Origin of the sequence: Azospirillum halopraeferens DSM 3675 (genome assembly GCF_000429625.1) — a bacterium.
Classification (GTDB): domain Bacteria; phylum Pseudomonadota; class Alphaproteobacteria; order Azospirillales; family Azospirillaceae; genus Azospirillum; species Azospirillum halopraeferens.
This window is the reverse complement of the sequence record NZ_AUCF01000004.1, coordinates 48,264-65,577: the sequence shown is the minus strand read 5'-3', so window position 1 is coordinate 65,577 and position 17,314 is coordinate 48,264. Positions and strand designations below refer to the sequence as shown.

The window sequence follows — 17,314 nt, the reverse complement described above, 5'->3', positions numbered from 1 at the left end:
GCTCCTTGGGACAGGACGTCATCAGGCGCCCGGGCGGGCGGTCAGCACACCCGAGGCGGGGTCGGTGGTGAGGACGGCGGCGCGCGGCGGCGCCGCAGCCGGGGAGAGGGCGCCGTCGGCCGCATGGCCGGCGTCGCGCCGCTTGCGCTTCAGGGACTTCTGGACCAGCACGGGGCACTTGGCGTCGTGGTGGTAGAGCACCTGGCAGTGCAGGCATTGGATGCATTCGTTGGGGTTGATCCGGCCGTCGGGGTGGATGGCCTGGACCGGGCATTCGTTGGCGCAGCGCCGGCAGGGGTTGCCGCACTCCCGGTAGCGCTTCAGCCAGTCGAACATGCGCAGCCGTCCGGGGATGGCCAGCGCCGCGCCCAGCGGGCACAGGTAGCGGCAGAAGAAGCGCTCGATGAACAGACCGGCGGCGATCAACGCCAGGGCGAAGGCGACGAACCACCATTCGCGAATGAAATGCAGGATGATGGCGGTCTTGAAGGGCTCCACCTCGGCCGCCCGCTCGGCATCGGCCAGCGAATAGAGCGACAGCCCGAACAGGACCAGGAACAGGATGTACTTGATCGGCCACAGCCGCTCGTGCAGGCCGAAGGGAACGTTGAATTGGCGGACCTTGAGCGCCCTGGCGCCGCGGTTGGCCAGTTCCTGGAGCGCGCCGAAGGGGCACAGCCAGCCGCAGAAGGCGCCGCGGCCCCAGAACAGCAGCGACGCCGCCACCGAGAACCACAGGATGAACACCAGCGGGTCCATCAGGAAGTAGCTCCACTGGAAGTCGGCGCGCAACGCCCCGGCAAAGGTCAGCACGTTGACCACCGAGAGCTGGGCCGAGGCGTACCAGCCGAGCCAGACCAGGGTGAAGACGAGGAAGCCCAGACGCACCCGGTCATAGAGCCGGGGACGCCTGACAAGCTGGTCCTGGAAGAAGAAGATGCCGGTCAGCAGGGCGATGGCGGCGGTGACGACGGCGATGTCGACCACCCGGTTCTGCCAGATGCGCTGCCACAGGGGGATCTCCTCCGCCTCCTCCGCGGCGGCCGCGGCGGCGACGGCCGGGTCGGCCGCAGGGGGCGGCGCGGGAGGCGCCACGGTTTCCACCGTCACGTAACGGTCGGGAAGCTGATAGCCGAGGTCGACCGTGAGGAATGCCTTGTCCATGGCGCCGACGGCGCGCTGCACCAGGAGCTGGAGGTGCCACGGCTCGGCCGGGTTGAACTCCGTTCCCTCGGGCAGGGCGAAGACACCGATCTCCGGCAGGTCCGGCGCGCCGGCCGCGGCGATGGCGCCCAGGCGCTTGTGGCCGCGGTCGCGGAAGCGGATGCCGGCCTCCTCCTGGATCAGCTCGAACCGGTCGAAGATGCCGCCGCGCACGTAACCCGACCCTTTGAAGGAGTAGTGGCCGCGCGCCGCCACAACGATGGCGTGCTGGCCGGGCTTCAGGCGGCGGACCAGCGTCTGATACTCGGCATCCCCCAGCAGGCTGCGGCCGATGCGCGGGATGGTGGCCAAACCGGCGTAGAGGTCGATGAACACGTCGTCGGGAGCGCCTTCGGGGCGGGCCGCCGCATCGGGCTTGCCGGCGCGGGCGAAGGCGGCGTCCACCTCGCCGACGCTCAGCACCAGCCGCCGCACCGACCCGTCGCCCACCAGCGTCTCCCAGTCGGCGGCCGCGTCGTCGGCCTGCGGGTTCAGGCTACGCCGCTGCGGCGGCGCCGCGGCGGCGGCACCGCCGGTTCCCAGCGCCTGCAGCACCCTGCGGCCGGAGCGCACGATGGAATCACCGATCACCATCACCGTCACGGTGGCGCCGGACACGATGTCCACGGGCGGGGCCGCGGTGCCCTGTGCCGCCAGCTCCAGCACGTTGCGGCCGATATAGCCGTCGATGAAGGCGGTGATCCGCTCGGTCGGAATACCGATCAGCACGATCGGCTCGTGGTGGTCCACCATCCGGGCGCCCGACACCACCCCGTCCGGGGTCAGGCCGACGATGATATGGATGGGACGGCCGGAATAGCCGGTGGTGTTGACGAGGTCGGAGTTCAGGAAGGCATAGCCCAGCAGCGTGTCGCCCCGGTACACCGGCATCACCGGTGCGCGGCCGTCCATGGGGCCGAACCGGTCGGCACCGGCGAACAGTGCGTCCGGCGTCACCCGGTCCAGGTAGCGCGCCAGCTCCGGCTCCCGCGCCGCGGCGGGGACGGCGGCGGACAGCCACGCCGACAGCAGCACCAGCAGCGCGACCAGCGCGCACACCGGGGCGCTGCCCGTCGTCCCTGTTCCGTGTGAGCGTGCCTCGTTCATCCCTGCGTCCGTCCGTTGCCGTGTCGCGAACGAAGGGATGAAGACACAGAAGCGCGCGCGGTCTCTTGACGGCGGTCAAGCCGCCGCCGGCGCCGCCGGCGCACGATCCGCTCCGGGCTTCATCGGCAAGGGACCGTCACCGTGAGACGATTGCTGGACCACGAACCGGACACGGCGCTGGAAACGGTGGACGAGTTGCTGGCCTTCGCCATGGCCATGGAGGAGGAGGCGGTGCGCCGCTACACCCAGTTGGCGGAATTGATGGAGCGACGCGGCGATGGCCGCACCGCGGCCGTGTTCCGCGCCATGTGCGAGGAGGAGCGCGACCACGTCGCCGGCGTCGCCGCGTGGGCGCACCGGCTGAACCGGCCGCGTCCCGCCGGCGGCGCCTTCGTGTGGCGCTTGCCGCCGGAAATCGCCGCGTCGTGGGAGGAGCTGACCGGCTCCGTCACGGTGACGCCCTACCGGGCGCTGGCCCTGGCCGTGCTCAACGAAATGCGGGCGTTCGCCTGCTACGGCTACATCGCGGCCCGCGCCGCCCGGCCCGACGTGCGCGCCCGGGCCGGGGAACTGGCGGCGGAGGAGTTGGGCCACGCCGAACGCCTGCGCCGGGAGCGCCGGCGCGCCTTCCACCGTTGCCGCACGGCGCCCCGCCCCTTACCGCCGCTGCCGCCGGCGGATCTCACCGCCCTCTGCGCCGCCGCCGAGGGGCCCGACGCCCTGCGCGCCGCCCTCGCCCGCTGCGAAGCCGTCGCCGAATCCCTGGAGGCGGAGGCCGAACGGGCCACCGACGAGGCGGCACTGCTGGAGGCGCAGCGGCGGCTGGCCGAGGTCGTCGGCCTGATGACGGCCCTGTCGGACCGGCTCACCCGGGGGTGAGCACCCTCACCACGCGAACGACGCCATCCACCATGCCGCCGCGCCCGCGGCCAGCAGCCAGAGCGCGATGATGGCCGCGGCACCGGCACGGCTCACCGGCCGGCCGGCGCGACGCTCCGCGTCCGCCCGGAACGCCGCCATCAGATCGGGCGGGATCAACCGCACGGCCAGCAGAATGCCCAGCGGCACCAGGATGACGTCGTCGAGGTAGCCGAGCACCGGCACCACATCGGGGATCAGGTCGATGGGGCTCAGCGCATAAGCGGCGACCGCCGCGGCGACGGCCTTGGCGAACCACGGCACCCGGGGGTCGCGGGCGGCCAGCCACAGGGCGACCACGTCGCGCTTCACCGCGCACGCCCGGCGCTTCAGACGGGCCGGCAGGCGTTCGGGTGCGGAGGCATCGGCCATGATGCCGCGATCATGGCACGTGCATCGGGTCGACTCAATACCAGAACCCGTGCGGGCGGAAGCGGGGGCGCCGGACCACCACGGGGAACGGCAGCATGACCGGCATCGGCTCCCATTCTCCCGGTACGGGATCCGGTGGGTGCATCTCCAGAAGACGGCGGATACGCTCCCGCGTGTCGGGATGGGTGCGCAGCAGCGAGGGGTCGGCGCTGCGCCGCCGGCCCGGCAGGAACAGTCCCTCGGAAAAGCCTCCCTGCACCCGCTCGATGCGCTCCAGCGCCGCAGCGAGTCCGACGGGATCGCCGGTCAGACGGGCCGCGTCGAGGTCGGCATCGAATTCCCGCGTGCGCGACAGCGCCAGTTGCAGCAGCGCCCCCGCCAGCGGCGCCGCCGTCAGCAGCAGCGCCAGCCCCCAGGGCACCGGCTCCTGTTCCAACATGGTCAGGGGCAGGTTCAGGATCAGCAGCATCATGCCGAACAGGGACATGAAGCGGGTCAGGCTGGCCACCGTGTCGGCCAGGCCCATGACCAGAATGTCATTGTTGCGGATGTGGCTGATCTCGTGGGCCAGCACCCCCGCCAGTTCCCGCAGCGACAGGGCGCGCAGCAGCCCGTCGGTGACGGCGATGGCGGCCGTGTCGCGGCGGCCGACCGCGAAGGCGTTGAGGGCGGCACTCGGCACATAATACAGATCCGGCGGCCGCGGCAGCCCGGCGCGCCCGGCCACGGCGGCCACCACGTCGAACAGGCGGGGTGCCTCGCGGTAACCGAGGCGCCGTGCGCCGAACAGGCTCAGCACCAGATGCGGTGACACGCGCGGGCTGATCACGAGACCGACCGCGCCGGCCACGAACGCCCACACCACACCCTCCCACCCCGCGACCACCCAGCCGCAGACGGCCAGCAGCAGCACCATGCCGCCGAGCAGCAGGGCGGAATGCAGCAGATTCATCACCTTGTGCCGGGCATGCACCTCCTCCGGTCGGAAGGGCACGGCCCGGGAGCGCATGTCGTACATGCCCTGATATCTGGGCGTGCCCGCGGCCCCTGTCACCCCCGGCGCACGGGCTTCACCGCGCCGGCGGCGGCCCGTCGCCCTCCCCGGTCGCCTGCGTGTCGGCAAGCAGGGGCTCGGCGGCGGCAAGCTTGTCCCGGCACTCGGCGTCGCGTCCGTCCGCCGCGGCGGCGCGCGCCTCCCACAGCAGGGCTTCCGCCTGGATGCGGCGGGCCTCCGTCTCGGCTTCGCTGCGGGCCGGCTCGTCCGGCGCGGCATCGTCACCCGCCGTGTCCGGCCGCACGACGGCGTCGGGTTGCTCCAGATGATCCATCACCGCCACGCCCATGGACTCGCTGGTGGCCGGCGGGCTGGGGCTGGTGGCGGCACCGGACTCCGGAGCCGTCAGATCGATGCCGGCGTCGGCGGCAAGCCGCTCCACCGCATCGCCGCAGGTCCGGGCAAAGCCTGCCGCCGGCGTGGCGAGCAGCAGGGCGAAGGCGAACAGGGTCGGCCGCATCATGGCTCGGGATTCCTTTTCTCGACGGTTCATACAGGGAAAACGCTCCGGGGCCCCCGCTTGTGCCCGGAGCGGGCGGTGGAGTCGCGCAACAGTGTGACAACCGCGCCCGTCCTATCGGCATAGGGGCACCCCCCTATCGACATAACACCGTGCGTTCTGCTAACAGCGGGCGAGGCAATGGGCGGTTCGAACGCGAACATGTCTCGTGCTGCGGTGCACGGTTGAGTTACCGCGCAATGATTGATTAAAATGCGCGAGACGGGTTGATCCGGAAGACCGATCGGTCCGGCCGTACGATGGACGAGGCGGGAGACATGCAGGACGCGGTTGTGCAGAAGCGCCGATGCCGCAACGGGCGACGCCGCCGCCCGTGCGCCGGTGCGCCGCGCCGCTGCGACACGACCGGCCGGGTGGAACGGCGATGACGACGCTGATCCTCGAGCGGCAAGCCTCCCGGACGGAGACTCCGCCTGCTCCGCCATCGGCCGGCCGGCGGATCGTCATCCACGACTATGCCGGGCATTTCTTCCCGGCGCAGCTCAGCCGCTGGCTGGCCGCCCGTGGCAACCACGTCCTTCATCTCCATTGTCCCGACCTGGAAACCCCGCGCGGCCGGCTGGAGCGGGCACCGGGTGATCCCGACGGCTTCCACGGCGAAGCGGTGTCCATTGCCCGGCCCATGGCCAAATACGCCCTGACACGGCGCTGGATGCAGGAGCGCGCCTACGGCCGCCGGCTGGCGGACCGCATCGCGGCCTTCGCCCCCGACGTCGTGCTGTCCGCCCAGGCCCCGCCCGCGGTGCTGGCCCACCTCGCCGGTCGCCTGAACCGGCCGGGCGTACCGCTGGTCGCCTGGGTGCAGGATCTGTTCACGCCGGGCGTCGCCGTCGCCGCCGCGCGCTGGCCGGCTCCCCTGCGCCATCTCGCGCGCCGGACCGTTCAGGCGGTGGAGTTCGGAGCGCTGCGCCGCGCGGCGGCCCTGGTGGTCATCTCCCCCGACTTCGTGCCCGTGCTGCGCGCCCATGGTCTCGACCATCCCGACTGCTCGGTGATCGAGAACTGGGCTCCGCTCGGTGAACTCACCGCCCGTCCCAAGGACAACCCCTGGGCGCGACGCCACGGGCTGGCGAACCGCTTCGTGTTCCAGTTCTCCGGCACGCTCGGGATGAAGCACGATCCGGAATTCCTCGCCGATCTCGCCCGCGCGTTCCGGGACGACGACGGCGTGCGGGTCGTGGTGGTCAGCCAGGGTCTCGGGCGGCGGCACCTGGAGGAGGTCAAGGCGCGCGAGGGGCTGGACGGGCTGATCCTCCTCGATTTCCAGTCCCGGGAAGAGTTTCCCGACACGCTCGCCGCGGCGGACGTGGCGGTGGTGTTGCTGGAGCCGTTCGCGGGCGGTCTGTCGGTGCCGTCGAAGGTCTACAGCTATTTCTGCGCCGAGAGGGCGATCCTCGGGGCGGTCCCCGCGGCCAATCTCGCGCGCCGGCTGATCGAGCGGGAGGGTGCGGGGCTGTGCGTCGACCCCGGCGACAGGGACGGCTTCATCGCCGCCGCCCGCCGCCTGCGCGATGATCCGGACCTGCGCGCCGCATGCGCCCGCCGGCAGGCTGCGTACGCCGCCACCGCCTTCGCCATGGACCGCATCGGCCCGCGCTTCGCCGACATCCTCGATCGCGTGTGCACCGCAAGGGTGCCGCGATGATGGGGCGCTTCTTCCCCGACGGGCTGTTCGGGTTCCGCCGCGCCCGGCCGCGGCGGACTGCCGCGCCACGGGTTCCGGACGGCCTGCGGGTCTATGCCGTCGCCGACATCCATGGCCGCCGCGACGCGCTGGACCGCCTGATCGCGCTGGTCGCGGAGGACGCGGCGGACGCGGCCGAGCGGGGGCTGACGCCGGTGATGGTCTTCCTCGGCGACTATGTCGATCGCGGCGCCGACAGCTACGGCGTGCTGGACCGGCTGTGCCGCCCCGTCATCGAGGGGGTCGCGTGCCGGTTCCTTCTCGGCAACCATGAGGCCGCCCTGCTGGAGTTCCTGGAGGCGCCGGCCGCCGGGGCGGAGTGGCTGGACTACGGCGGCGTCGAAACGCTGGGCAGCTACGGCGTGCGGGCCTCGGTCGGCATCCGCGAGCGGGCGCGCTGCGAAGCGTTGCGCGATCGCTTCGCCGGGAGCCTGCCCGACGCGCACCTCGCCTTCCTGAAAAGCCTTGAACCCATGGTCGTGCTGGGCGACTACGCCTTCGTGCACGCCGGCATCCGGCCGGGCCGCAGCCTGGAGCGCCAGCGCCTCGACGACCTGCTGTGGATCCGCGAGCCCTTTCTTTCCGACCCGCGGCCGCACGACAAGGTCGTCGTCCACGGCCACACCATGGTCGACCAGCCGGACCTGCGCGACAACCGCATCGGCATCGACACCGGTGCCTACGTCACAGGCGTGCTCACCACGCTTGTCCTACAGGAGGACCAGCAATGCCTGATTCAGGCCCGGGCCTGACCCCCGCCACCGGCGGCGGATCGCCGCAGCCGGCGCGCGTTGGCTTCGACGGGCCCGCAGACCGTCCGCCGCTGTCCGACGGGCTGCTGCAGGACGGTCTGCGCCAGCAGTTCCGCTGGGCGTGGAGGGTTCTGTGGCGCGGCAAGCATCTGGTCATCGCCTGCCTGATCCTGGCGCTGACGCCGACCATCCTCGTGCTGGAACAGACGCGCCCGCTGTACACGGCCGAGGTGCGCCTGGTGGTGGAATCGCCGGACGTGCGGGACGCCCTGTCGGAACGCGCCTTCCGCCCGTGGCTTTCGGAACAGGTCATCCAGACCGAGGCCAACCTGATCTCATCAACCGTGGTGGCGCACCGGGTGGCCGACAAGCTCCGCCTCGCCGAGGATCCGGAGTTCAACGGCACGGCGCGCCAGCCGGCAACGCTCGCCACGTACCTGCGCTACCTCAACCCGTTGACGTGGATTCCCCGCGGCGATGACGACACGACCGGCGCCGGGCTTGACCCGGCGGCAAAATCCGACATGGAGCGGGCCGCCCTGGTGCGGCGCCTGCTGGGTGGACTGCAGGTCGAGCCGCAGCGGCGTTCTTATGTCATCAGCGTCCGCTACACCACCCATGACCGCGAAAAGGCACGGCTGATCGCCAACACGGTTGCCGAAACCTATGTGCTCGACCGCCTCGAAGCCGGGTTCGAGGAGGCACGCCAGGTGTCCTCCTGGCTGGGCGAGCGGCTGGACACCCTGCGCAACGACGTCGTCGCGGCGGAAGGCGCCGTCGAGGACTACCGTGCGCAACACGGGCTGCGCCGCAAGGGCGGGCAGCAGACCACCGTGACCGACCAGCAGATGTCGGAACTGAACTCGCGCCTGGTGATGGCGCGCGCCGACCTGGGGCAGAAGCAGGCTCGCCTCGATCAGGTGCGCAATCTTCTGCGCTCGCGCGGCAGCATGGACTCGACCTCCGACGTGCTCCAGTCGCAGCTGATCCAGCGCCTGCGCGAGCAGGAGGCCGGGCTGCAGCGCGAGATGTCGGATGCGCAGAAGACCTACGGCGAGCGTCACCCCCGCCTGGTCGGCCTGCGCGCCGAACTGGGCGAGATCCGCGGCAAGATCGCCGGCGAGATCGAGAAGATCGCCGCGTCCTACGCCAACGAGGTGGAGGTGGCGATGGCCGGCGTGCGCACGCTCGAGCGCGAGCTGGAGGCGGTGCGCCAGCAGGCCAACGTTGCCGGCGAGGCCGAGATCCGGCTGCGCGAACTGGAACGCCAGGCCGAGGCGACCCGCACCCTCTACGAAGCCTTCCTCAACCGCTTCAAGCGCGAGGCGGAGCAGGAGCGCATGCAGCGCGCCAACGCCCGGATCGTGTCTCCGGCCGAGGTGCCCATGGCACCGTCCTATCCGCGCAAGCCGCCGGTCATCATCATGGCCGCCCTGATCGCCCTGGCCGCCGGCGTCGCGCTGGTCTTCCTGCTCGACCATCTCGACAACGTCATTCGCTCCAGCGACGAGGCGGAGGAACTGTCGGGCCTGCCGGTGCTGGGCGTCATCCCGCTGCGGCGCAACCGCCGCGTCCGCGGCTTCGAGGAAATCCTGAGCAAGCCCCGCTCCGCACTGGCGGATGCGGTGCGCAGCCTGCGCACCTCAATCGATCTCGGCTCATCCGGCCCGGCCCGCGTGGTCATGGTCACGTCATCGGTTCCCAAAGAGGGGAAGACCTTCGTCTCGCTCAGCCTGGCGCTGATGTACGCCCAATCCGGCGGACGGGTGCTGCTGATCGATGCCGACATACACCGTCCGCGCCTGCATTCCGAGATCGGAGCCGAAGGCGACCGCGGTCTGGCCCAGATCCTGGGCGGCGACGGCGCCTTCGAGGACCTGGTTCAGCGCGGAGCCGTCGGCACCCTCGACTTCCTGCCGGCCGGCCGCGCCGCCAACGTCGCCGAACTGGTCCGGGCCCCGGTGCTCGATCGCCTCATCAAGGACCTGCTGGAGCAGTACGACCGGATCGTCATCGACACCGCCCCGGTCCTGGCGGTGTCCGATACCCGCGTGATCGGCCGGCTGGTCGACCGCGTCGTCTATCTGGTCCGCTGGAACGCGACGCCGCGCGATGCCACGCGCAACGGGCTGAAGATCCTGCGCGGCTCCGGCGTCAACGTCTTCGGCATCGTGCTGTCGCAGGTGAACCAGCGCAAGCACGCCCGTTACGGGTACCGCGACTATGGCCACTACTACGGGCGTTATCGTGACTATTACGCCGAGTGAAGGAAAGCCGGTTCGGCGCACCGTCGCCTTCGGTGCCGCCGTGGTCGGGGCCGGGCTGGGTGCGATGGTGCTGGCCATGGGTGTTCCGCGGCTCATCGCCGGCCTGCATGCGGCGCAAGCCGGCGATGTCCTGTGGGCCGTGGAATCGGGCACGCCCGTGGACGCCGACTCCCTGGCGGCGGCGATCGAGGCGCTGGAGGCGGCCGATCGGCTGGAGCCGGCGGCGGAACGGCGGGTCGCGACGGCGTTCCTGTTGACCCGCCTGGCAGAGGCGACGGAACCCGGCCCGGAACGCGAAGCCCTGTACGTGCGAGCCGCCGCGACCACCGAGGCGGCTGTGGCCATCGGTCCGGTGCAGCCGCACGGCTGGGCCATGCTGGCGGTGCTGCGCGAACGCGCGGGCAACCCCGCCGGGGCGGCGGACGCGCTGCGCGTGTCCATGCTGTCGGGCGCGATCGAGCCGGCCATCATGCTGTGGCGGCTGAACACCGGGCTGCGTCTGCTGCCCTACATGGACGATGACACGGTGGCCCTGCTGCGGCGTCAGGTGCGGCTCACCTGGGTGCTGTCACCCGACCGCGTCGCGGCGCTGCCGGCCGAGGGGGTTGCCGGCACCCTGATCCGCCGCGCCCTCGACGACCTCAGCGAGGAGGAGATCGCCGATTACCTGCGCCGCCACGGCCGCCGCTGACCCATCCCGGCACGGGACGTCGAAGAGGGCGTGCCGGACCGCCGCACGCTACAGCACGTCGGAGGAGGCCAGGACGGTGTGGTGCTCCAGGTCCCGTGATCCGAGAACCGCCCAGCGCAGCAGGGACCGGCGGAATCCGATACGGGCTTTGAAGCCGGCATAGGTTTCCCTCTCCACGTCGAAATCGGTTTTCCAGGCCCGCGTCGGCCCGATGTAGCGCAGGACCGCGTTCTCATAGACCTTGGCGCCGGATTGCCCGCTGCCGTAGAGCGGATCATGGGCGTTGGCGAGAAGCGCGATCCCGGCTGCGGCGCAGTCCCGGCGGAGCTGTTCGATCCCCGCGTCGTACGCTTCCAGCGACCGGCTGAGATCCTTATCCGCATAGGCCGTGTTGCCCAGATCGATGATCGGCCGGATCTGGATCGTCGCGGGCGAATAGGGTCCGAAGACGGCCGGAAGTTCGGCTATCTGCCCCACATTGTCGTTGTTCACCGTGAAATTGATGCGAAGGGCCGGCGTCTTGCTGCCGAGAGAGTCCCGAACCGCGGTCAGAGCCTTCAGGTTGTCGTGCAGCCGCGTCCACCGCGCGCCCTTCATCAACCGTTCATAGGTGGCGGCGTCGGTGCCGTGAACGGAGACGATGATCTCGTCCAGGCCCCGGGTGACCAGGTCTTCAATCGTCCGCTGCGTCAGCAACTGGGCGTTGGTGACGAGCGAAACGAACGGGACACCGTACCGTTTGGCGAGGCCGACGATGTCCGGATACCCCTTCCACATCGTGGGCTCCGAGCCGCAGCCGATGAACACCTGGACTGCTTCCGGAAAGAAGGCGCCGGCCAGCCGTTCGACCCGGGCCGCGGTGAGGCGTGGTCCGGCGTTGGCCGCGTACCAGTCCCCGTCGCTGTAGTAGCACATGGCGCAACGCAGGTTGCACGCGGCGACCGGATCCATGCGCACGATGGTGTAGCGCAATCCCAGGACGTCGGCCGCCAGGGCGGCTGCGAACTTGAGGCGATTGCTCCGCACCAGCCTGTTCAGTTTGAGCAGTGTGCGGCTGTCAGCCTTCAGCATGGCACTCCCGACGCTACACATCATGGGATGACTGATACGGCCGCAACGTGATCACGTTCACCACGTGCCGGCTGTGATCCGGGTCCCGATGCCGCTCCCGTCCCGGATATTCCGCATTTTAGATATTAGACGGAACATCGGAACCTGGCAAGGCAGGGGTCCCGAGCACCGGCGCAAGCCCCCGTCAATACGCACCGTGGCGGCTGAGGACGGTACGAACCGTCCGCGCCAGGATGACGATATCGATCCACAGGGACCAGTTGGTCACGTACCAGGTGTTGAGCTGCGTTCGCCGCGCGTAATCCAGGTCGTTGCGGCCGCTGACCTGCCACAGGCCGGTGATGCCGGGCTTCGCCTGCAGATAGAAGGCGACCTCCTCCCCGAACCGTTCCAACTCATCACGGGTGACCGGCCGGGGTCCGACCAGGCTCATTTCACCGCGCACGACGTTGATGAGCTGTGGCAACTCATCCAGGCTGTAGGCGCGCAGGAACCGGCCGATCCGCGTCACCCGCGGGTCGCCCCGGAGCTTGTGATCGGCTTCCCACTCGCGACGCCGTTCGGGATCGGCGTCCAGGACGCGGGCGAGCACCGCCTCGGCATCGGGGACCATCGTACGGAACTTCAGGCATCGGAACGGCCGGCCGTTGGAACCGATCCGGGTGTGTCCGTACAGCACCGGCCCGCCGTCCCGCGCGATCAGCACCGACAGCACCGCGAAGACCGGCATCAGCAGAACCAGAAGTGCGAGGGCGGCGGCATAATCGAACAGAAGCTTTGTGGCATGGCCGAGCGGCCGGGACAACGGGTGCTGTCCGGTCAGCAGCAGCACGTCGTGGCCGACCAGATAATGGACATCGACGGCGATGACCGGGAGACCGCCGGGGGAGCGCACGCTGACAAACGGCACCCGCTCCAGGGGCAGGCGCGATACCAGGTACCGGTTCCCGTCGGGCTCCGCTCCCTCGCCGGCGATCACCAGCATGTCCGCCCCGTACCGGTGCAGCACGTCGATCCAGGAGCCCCGCCAGTCCGCCCGGATGCGCTCCAGCGATTCCATTCCGACAACGGAATAGCCGAGGTTGCCATCGGCCCGCAGCAATGCCGCCGTCTCGTCCAGGCGCACACCCGATCCGACGACGAGCACCGGAATCTCCCACAGCCCCAGGGCCGACAGCAGCCGGCGAACCATGTACCGGTACAGCAGCAGGAGCGGCACGGACAGCAGCCAGGTGTGGACCAGCCAAAGACGGGAAAATTCGCCCTTGGTCGCATACTGCGCAAAGCCGTCGGCCAGCATCGCCCCGATACACCCCATCACCACATAGCGCATTTCGGTCCACAGCGGCAGCCGCAGGCCGTATCGCCCCTTGTGATAGAACCAGATCAACAGAACGGCCGAGAGGACCAGCATCTGCGGCACCCGGAGGGGCCCGTTGATGCCGAGGAGTTCCACCGGCGTCAGGGTATCGCCGTGACCACCGAAGAGAAGCACCGGGAGAACGGCGGCCAACAGGGCCGATGCCAGCGCAAGCACATCGGCCAGCACCAGAACGACACCGCGAACGGTGCCCAACCGGAACAGGCGGTGCCGATAGCCCTGCGGTCCGGCGACGGGAGGATGGGTCATGACCATGACGATATCGCCGTACGAGACCTTCTACCGCTCCGCCTCTCGTATAGCATCCCCGCAGCCCCGAAATCCGACGCATTTGCGGGAAACCGTAAAGTGATATCCTACCGATTGCAATGGCGACAGCGACAGCGCTCCGCCCGTCGGCTCGCGGCTCCGAGCGCACGGAGCAACGGCATGCGGGTGCTGATCCGCGACGGTGCAACACCCGTCCGGAGCCCGCCGCCACCGGGGCAGTGGGGGATGCGCCACGGATCGTCCGATGCACTTATGGCTGTCACGAGGTGGCCGGCTCTGCTACCGTCCCGGCGTCTTCCCTCCCGAACCGTCCATGCCCCCGTCTCCATGCCATCTCCGGCATATTGCGGCGCCCGCAGCCGGGCTGCCGGCGATGAGAATGGCTGTGGCGGGCAATGTGCAACCCCGCGGAACCTGCCGGCACCGGGCATTGATGGAGCGGTGTCGGTGTTGTCAGGAACCCTCTGCCCAATGAAGCGACCTCACATCACGGCGGAAGACCACGGCACTCGTGTCCGTATCGGTATCGTCACCACCCACATCGCGCCGGCCCGCGGGTACGGCGGCATCGCCGAGTCAACCGCCCGGATTGCCAAAGGCTGGGCGGCGGCCGGACACGCGTTTTCCCTGTGCGCCAGCGATGCATCCGAGGGGGCGCCGCTGCAGGCCGGCGACGTGGGGATGCCCGCCGACGTGCCGGTCCACCTCTACCCCGCCCGGCTCTGGCCGCGCTGGGGGCTGGGGGCCGGAGCCATTCCCGCCATCCTCCGGCTGTGCCGCGATGCCGACGCGGTGTACATCAGCGGGACCGCGACGTGGCCCACCACGCTCGCGGGCGTGATATGCCTGCTGCTTCGGCGGCCGTTCGTCATCTCGGTCCATGGCGCACTGATGCCCGGTCACGTCGACCACATCCGCCGGCGCAAGCCGGTGAAGTGGCTGTACTACCGCCTCCTGACCCTGCCAACCCTGGCGCGCGCGCGCGCCGCCCACGCCACGGGAATCCCGGAAGCGGACGGCGTGCGGGCCCTTGTGCCCTCGGTTCCCGTCGCCGTCGTTCCAAACGCCATCGACCTCGTGGAGTGGCCCGTGCTGCCACCCCGCCGCCCGGACGGCGGTCTGACCATCGCCTATGTCGGCCGTCTGTCGCCGGAAAAGGGCATCCTGCCGTTCCTCAGAGCATGGCTTGCCGTCCGTCGCCCGAATGATCGCTTCGTGATCGCCGGGAGCGGCACCGGAACGTATATGGAGGACATCGCGGCGCTTGCTGCTTCGGCGCGCAATGCGATCGACCTGCATGGCTACCTGCCCGCGGATGGCGTCCGGGCTCTGATGGCCGGCAGCGACCTGGTCGTGCTGCCTTCCGGACTTGGCGAGGGAGGCCTGCGCGAGAACTTCGGAATCGCGGTCATCGAGGCCATGGCCGCCGGCCGGCCGGTCATGGTGACCCGCGGCATGGTCTGGGACGATCTGGAAGACCTGGGTGCCGGAATCGTGTTTGCGGCCGACGATGCCGGTGCACGTGCGGCGCTGGAGCGCGTGCAAGTCCTCTCACCCGATGCGCTGGCGGCGATGGGGGCGGCCGGTCGCCGCATCGTCGAGGAACGGTACGCGCTGGCCGCGGTTGCGGACCGGATGTGGCGTGTGGTTGCCGGACCGGGCGAGGCGTGAACGGCACCATCCCTCCATCCTCCGCCACCGGCCGGCGGCAGCGGCGTTCGCGTGGACACGCCGCCGTGGTGCGTGCCACAAGAGGCACCGGGACCGGCGGGCGGAAGGGGGAGAGGGCATGGACGTCGGCGAGGTGATGCGCAAGGCCCGCAAGCTCTTCCGCCTGATGCCGGAGCGGACGTTCCGGCAGGGGCTGCGACGGGGGGTTGCCGCGGTGGTCGAGATGGACCCGCTGCTGAACGGGCTCCGGCCGGCTGCGGTGATCGACGTGGGCGCCAACGTCGGGCAGTTTACCTTGCTGGCCCGGACGCGGTTCCCCGATGCCATCATCCATGCCTTCGAGCCCCTGGACGGCGCGGCCGCGGTGTTCGAGCGGCTGTTCGGCGCGGACCCCTGGGTCCACCTGCACAAGATCGCCGCCGGCGCCGTTCCGGGGGAGACGGTTCTGCACGTATCCGGGCGTCCCGATTGTTCGTCCCTGCTGCCCATCGGAGCGGAGCAGCAGCGCGCCGCACCGGGCAGCGCCGCCGTCGCCCGCATTCCGGTGGTGGTGCGCCCACTCGATTCGCTGCCGGATCTGGCGGATCTGCCGCGCCCGATCCTGATGAAGGTCGATGTCCAGGGGGCCGAACTCGACGTGCTGAGCGGTGCCGCCGGCCTCCTCGGGCGGATCGACCATCTGATCGTGGAGGCGTCGTTCACGCCCCTGTACGACGGACAGGCCCTGGCCGACGAGGTGCTCGCCCGGCTGCGCGACGCCGGCTTCCGCCTGGCCGGCGTCAACCGCCCCTGGTTCGGCCCGGACGGCCGCTGCCTTCAGGCCGATTTCCGATTTGACCGCACCGTCCCCGCAACGGGCCGGCCCCCGGGCGCATCATAAGCGCGGCACGCCGACGAGAAGGGACAACGAGGCGCCGTCAGGGCGCACCATTCGCCGGCCGGTCGGCGTTCTCCGCCGTGCTCCAGGATTGGGCATAGCCGATTCCCAACAGCAGGGCCAACGTCGCCGCAATCGCCGGCATCTGCACGCTGAAGTCGATCAGCCCGTGCAACCCCAGCAGAGCCGCAGCGGCGATCGCCATCGCCGGGTGTATCTGGTCCCTCCGCCGCCGCATCAGCCCGCGCACGCAGACCGCGACGATCACCGCCAAACACACGTACAGCATCGCCGCCGCGGGGATGCCGAGGTCCATCGCCAGTTCCAGATGGACGTTGTGGGCATAGTCCCAGCTCACCGGATAGGACAGGAGGGAATCCCGGTAGATGCGGAACGCCGGCAGAAAGGCACCGAGACCGGAGCCGGTGAGCGGGGCATCGGCGATGGCATCGGCGGTGAGACCGTACACATGGGCGCGGGCCGCATCATGCTCCGGCCCCGTCTGCTCCGTGAGCCGCTCCAGGGTCCGGTCGCCGCTGACCGCCAGCGCGACGAGGCCGACCGCAAGGATCGCACCGACGATGACCAGGGCCATTCGGGTACGCAGCACCCCTGCCACCATCAGCAGCACCAGCAGGATGACCAGGGCCGCCGCGGTTGCCAGCAGGGCGCCGCGGGAATGGGTCAGCAACAGTGCCGAACCCGTGACCAGCGCGCCCAGCAGATAGGGAAGCGCACGGACGATCACCGCTTCCGCCAGATCCGTCATGCGCCGGCCCCGGCCGCCATGGGACGGCCGCAGCACATAGACGAACACGCCGGCGCAGTACACCATGGCCAGCCCCGCATAGGCACCATAGGAATTGCGATTGACGAAGGTCGACGTCAGGTCGCTGTGGTAGGCCCATTTCGGCAGCCAGAGGATCACGTTCAATCCGGCGAAATGGACCGCAAGCCCATAGGCCGCGTACAGACCTCCGGCAAGGCAAAAGGCAACGGACGCCTCGTGGGCCCGCGCCCGCTCCCGTCCGAGCTGAACGGCCAGCCAGAAGATCCCGCCATAGCACGCCAGGCGCAGGATCGCCGTATAGGTCATCGCCGCATCGACGGTGATCGCCCCCGCCACGGCCGTTCCGCCCAACGCCGCCGACGCTTCCGCCCACAAGGGATGGTGGAGGTCGACCGGCATCAGCGGCGATGTCTGGACGAAGGCCCACGCCAACACCAGGCCGAAGGGAACGGCAACCGGCCACAGGCGGCCGAGCCCGACCGGCGCGCGCGCGCGCCCCAGCGCGACCAGAACCGCCCAGGCCACCAGCAGCCCGCCGACGGCGACAGCCATCAGGCTCCACGCCCATGGACGGTTGGCCCCGAGCGGGATCGGGGCCAGCACCACCAGGCCGAGGAGCAATCGGAAGAGAAGCGAACTCGCCGTCATCGGCCTCATACCGTCGGCATCGGACTGATGCCGACGGT

At 70.2% G+C, this 17,314-nt stretch carries 13 protein-coding genes and 1 pseudogene; 7 read left to right on the top strand and 7 right to left on the bottom strand.

What is annotated here, in order from left to right; all coding sequences use genetic code 11:
• Positions 1-21 precede the first annotated feature (21 nt).
• Positions 22-2,310, bottom strand: coding sequence for a NosR/NirI family protein (locus G472_RS31150; RefSeq protein ID WP_084536429.1), 2,289 nt, complete (start codon positions 2,308-2,310; stop codon positions 22-24).
• Between the two features lie 141 nt (positions 2,311-2,451).
• Between G472_RS31150 and G472_RS31145 the strand changes: the two genes are divergently transcribed.
• Positions 2,452-3,189 (top strand): ferritin-like domain-containing protein, encoded by a 738-nt coding sequence (locus G472_RS31145; RefSeq protein ID WP_245593386.1) that lies wholly within the window; start codon positions 2,452-2,454, stop codon positions 3,187-3,189.
• A 6-nt stretch (positions 3,190-3,195) separates the two neighbouring features.
• On the opposite strand, the pseudogene G472_RS31140 reads toward G472_RS31145, so the two are convergent.
• The 3 genes and pseudogenes from G472_RS31140 to G472_RS0103970 form a co-directional block, all read right to left on the bottom strand.
• Positions 3,196-3,576: pseudogene (locus tag G472_RS31140) on the bottom strand (YkvA family protein); the annotation flags it as partial.
• Between the two features lie 58 nt (positions 3,577-3,634).
• Positions 3,635-4,618 (bottom strand): zinc metalloprotease HtpX, encoded by a 984-nt coding sequence (locus G472_RS31135; RefSeq protein WP_084536428.1) that lies wholly within the window; start codon positions 4,616-4,618, stop codon positions 3,635-3,637.
• A gap of 52 nt (positions 4,619-4,670) precedes the next feature.
• Complete coding sequence (locus G472_RS0103970) at positions 4,671-5,117, bottom strand: hypothetical protein (RefSeq protein ID WP_029007337.1); 447 nt, start codon at positions 5,115-5,117, stop codon at positions 4,671-4,673.
• 421 nt (positions 5,118-5,538) lie between these two features.
• On the opposite strand from G472_RS0103970, the gene G472_RS31130 reads away from it, so the two are divergent.
• From G472_RS31130 to G472_RS0103950, 4 genes are read left to right on the top strand one after another with little or no spacing between them, the layout of a single operon-like run.
• A complete protein-coding gene (locus G472_RS31130; protein ID WP_051340375.1) occupies positions 5,539-6,819 on the top strand; it encodes a glycosyltransferase family 4 protein in 1,281 nt (426 codons plus the stop codon).
• A complete protein-coding gene (locus G472_RS0103960) occupies positions 6,816-7,610 on the top strand; it encodes a metallophosphoesterase family protein (RefSeq protein ID WP_245593385.1) in 795 nt (264 codons plus the stop codon). Before G472_RS31130 ends, G472_RS0103960 begins: the two co-directional genes overlap by 4 nt.
• On the top strand, positions 7,586-9,877 hold the full coding sequence (locus G472_RS0103955; RefSeq protein WP_084536426.1) for a GumC family protein: 2,292 nt from the start codon (positions 7,586-7,588) through the stop codon (positions 9,875-9,877). Before G472_RS0103960 ends, G472_RS0103955 begins: the two co-directional genes overlap by 25 nt.
• Positions 9,858-10,568: a hypothetical protein gene (locus G472_RS0103950; RefSeq protein WP_156926982.1), complete on the top strand. Its 711-nt coding sequence runs from the start codon at positions 9,858-9,860 to the stop codon at positions 10,566-10,568. The genes G472_RS0103955 and G472_RS0103950 overlap by 20 nt, the downstream gene beginning before the upstream one ends.
• 48 nt (positions 10,569-10,616) lie before the next feature.
• On the opposite strand, the gene G472_RS31125 is transcribed toward G472_RS0103950, so the two are convergent.
• Together G472_RS31125 and wbaP are read right to left on the bottom strand one after the other, a co-directional pair.
• The gene (locus tag G472_RS31125; protein ID WP_051340371.1) at positions 10,617-11,639 is read right to left on the bottom strand and encodes a radical SAM protein; all 1,023 of its coding nucleotides are present in this window, start codon (positions 11,637-11,639) and stop codon (positions 10,617-10,619) included.
• Positions 11,640-11,823: 184 nt separating this feature from the next.
• The gene (wbaP, locus tag G472_RS31120) at positions 11,824-13,269 is read right to left on the bottom strand and encodes an undecaprenyl-phosphate galactose phosphotransferase WbaP (RefSeq protein WP_169732771.1); all 1,446 of its coding nucleotides are present in this window, start codon (positions 13,267-13,269) and stop codon (positions 11,824-11,826) included.
• Between the two features lie 492 nt (positions 13,270-13,761).
• Here wbaP and G472_RS37890 point away from each other — a divergent pair, with 492 nt between their 5' ends.
• Complete coding sequence (locus G472_RS37890) at positions 13,762-14,961, top strand: glycosyltransferase (RefSeq protein ID WP_051340367.1); 1,200 nt, start codon at positions 13,762-13,764, stop codon at positions 14,959-14,961.
• Positions 14,962-15,079: 118 nt separating this feature from the next.
• On the top strand, positions 15,080-15,841 hold the full coding sequence (locus G472_RS0103930; protein WP_051340365.1) for an FkbM family methyltransferase: 762 nt from the start codon (positions 15,080-15,082) through the stop codon (positions 15,839-15,841).
• A gap of 37 nt (positions 15,842-15,878) precedes the next feature.
• On the opposite strand, the gene G472_RS31110 is transcribed toward G472_RS0103930, so the two are convergent.
• On the bottom strand, positions 15,879-17,276 hold the full coding sequence (locus G472_RS31110; RefSeq protein ID WP_169732770.1) for an O-antigen ligase family protein: 1,398 nt from the start codon (positions 17,274-17,276) through the stop codon (positions 15,879-15,881).
• Between the last annotated feature and the right edge of the window lie 38 nt (positions 17,277-17,314).

Excerpts from the sequence above, each read along its gene's own strand:
- G472_RS0103955 (WP_084536426.1), top strand. The coding sequence starts at position 7,586 with ATGCCTGATTCAGGCCCGGGCCTGACCCCCGCCACCGGCGGCGGATCG.
- G472_RS37890 (WP_051340367.1), top strand. The coding sequence starts at position 13,762 with ATGAAGCGACCTCACATCACGGCGGAAGACCACGGCACTCGTGTCCGT.
- G472_RS31125 (WP_051340371.1), bottom strand. The coding sequence starts at position 11,639 with ATGCTGAAGGCTGACAGCCGCACACTGCTCAAACTGAACAGGCTGGTG.
- wbaP (WP_169732771.1), bottom strand. The coding sequence starts at position 13,269 with ATGACCCATCCTCCCGTCGCCGGACCGCAGGGCTATCGGCACCGCCTG.
- G472_RS31110 (WP_169732770.1), bottom strand. The coding sequence starts at position 17,276 with ATGACGGCGAGTTCGCTTCTCTTCCGATTGCTCCTCGGCCTGGTGGTG.
- G472_RS0103930 (WP_051340365.1), top strand. The coding sequence starts at position 15,080 with ATGGACGTCGGCGAGGTGATGCGCAAGGCCCGCAAGCTCTTCCGCCTG.
- G472_RS31150 (WP_084536429.1), bottom strand. The coding sequence starts at position 2,310 with ATGAACGAGGCACGCTCACACGGAACAGGGACGACGGGCAGCGCCCCG.
- G472_RS0103970 (WP_029007337.1), bottom strand. The coding sequence starts at position 5,117 with ATGATGCGGCCGACCCTGTTCGCCTTCGCCCTGCTGCTCGCCACGCCG.
- G472_RS0103960 (WP_245593385.1), top strand. The coding sequence starts at position 6,816 with ATGATGGGGCGCTTCTTCCCCGACGGGCTGTTCGGGTTCCGCCGCGCC.
- G472_RS31135 (WP_084536428.1), bottom strand. The coding sequence starts at position 4,618 with ATGTACGACATGCGCTCCCGGGCCGTGCCCTTCCGACCGGAGGAGGTG.
- G472_RS31130 (WP_051340375.1), top strand. The coding sequence starts at position 5,539 with ATGACGACGCTGATCCTCGAGCGGCAAGCCTCCCGGACGGAGACTCCG.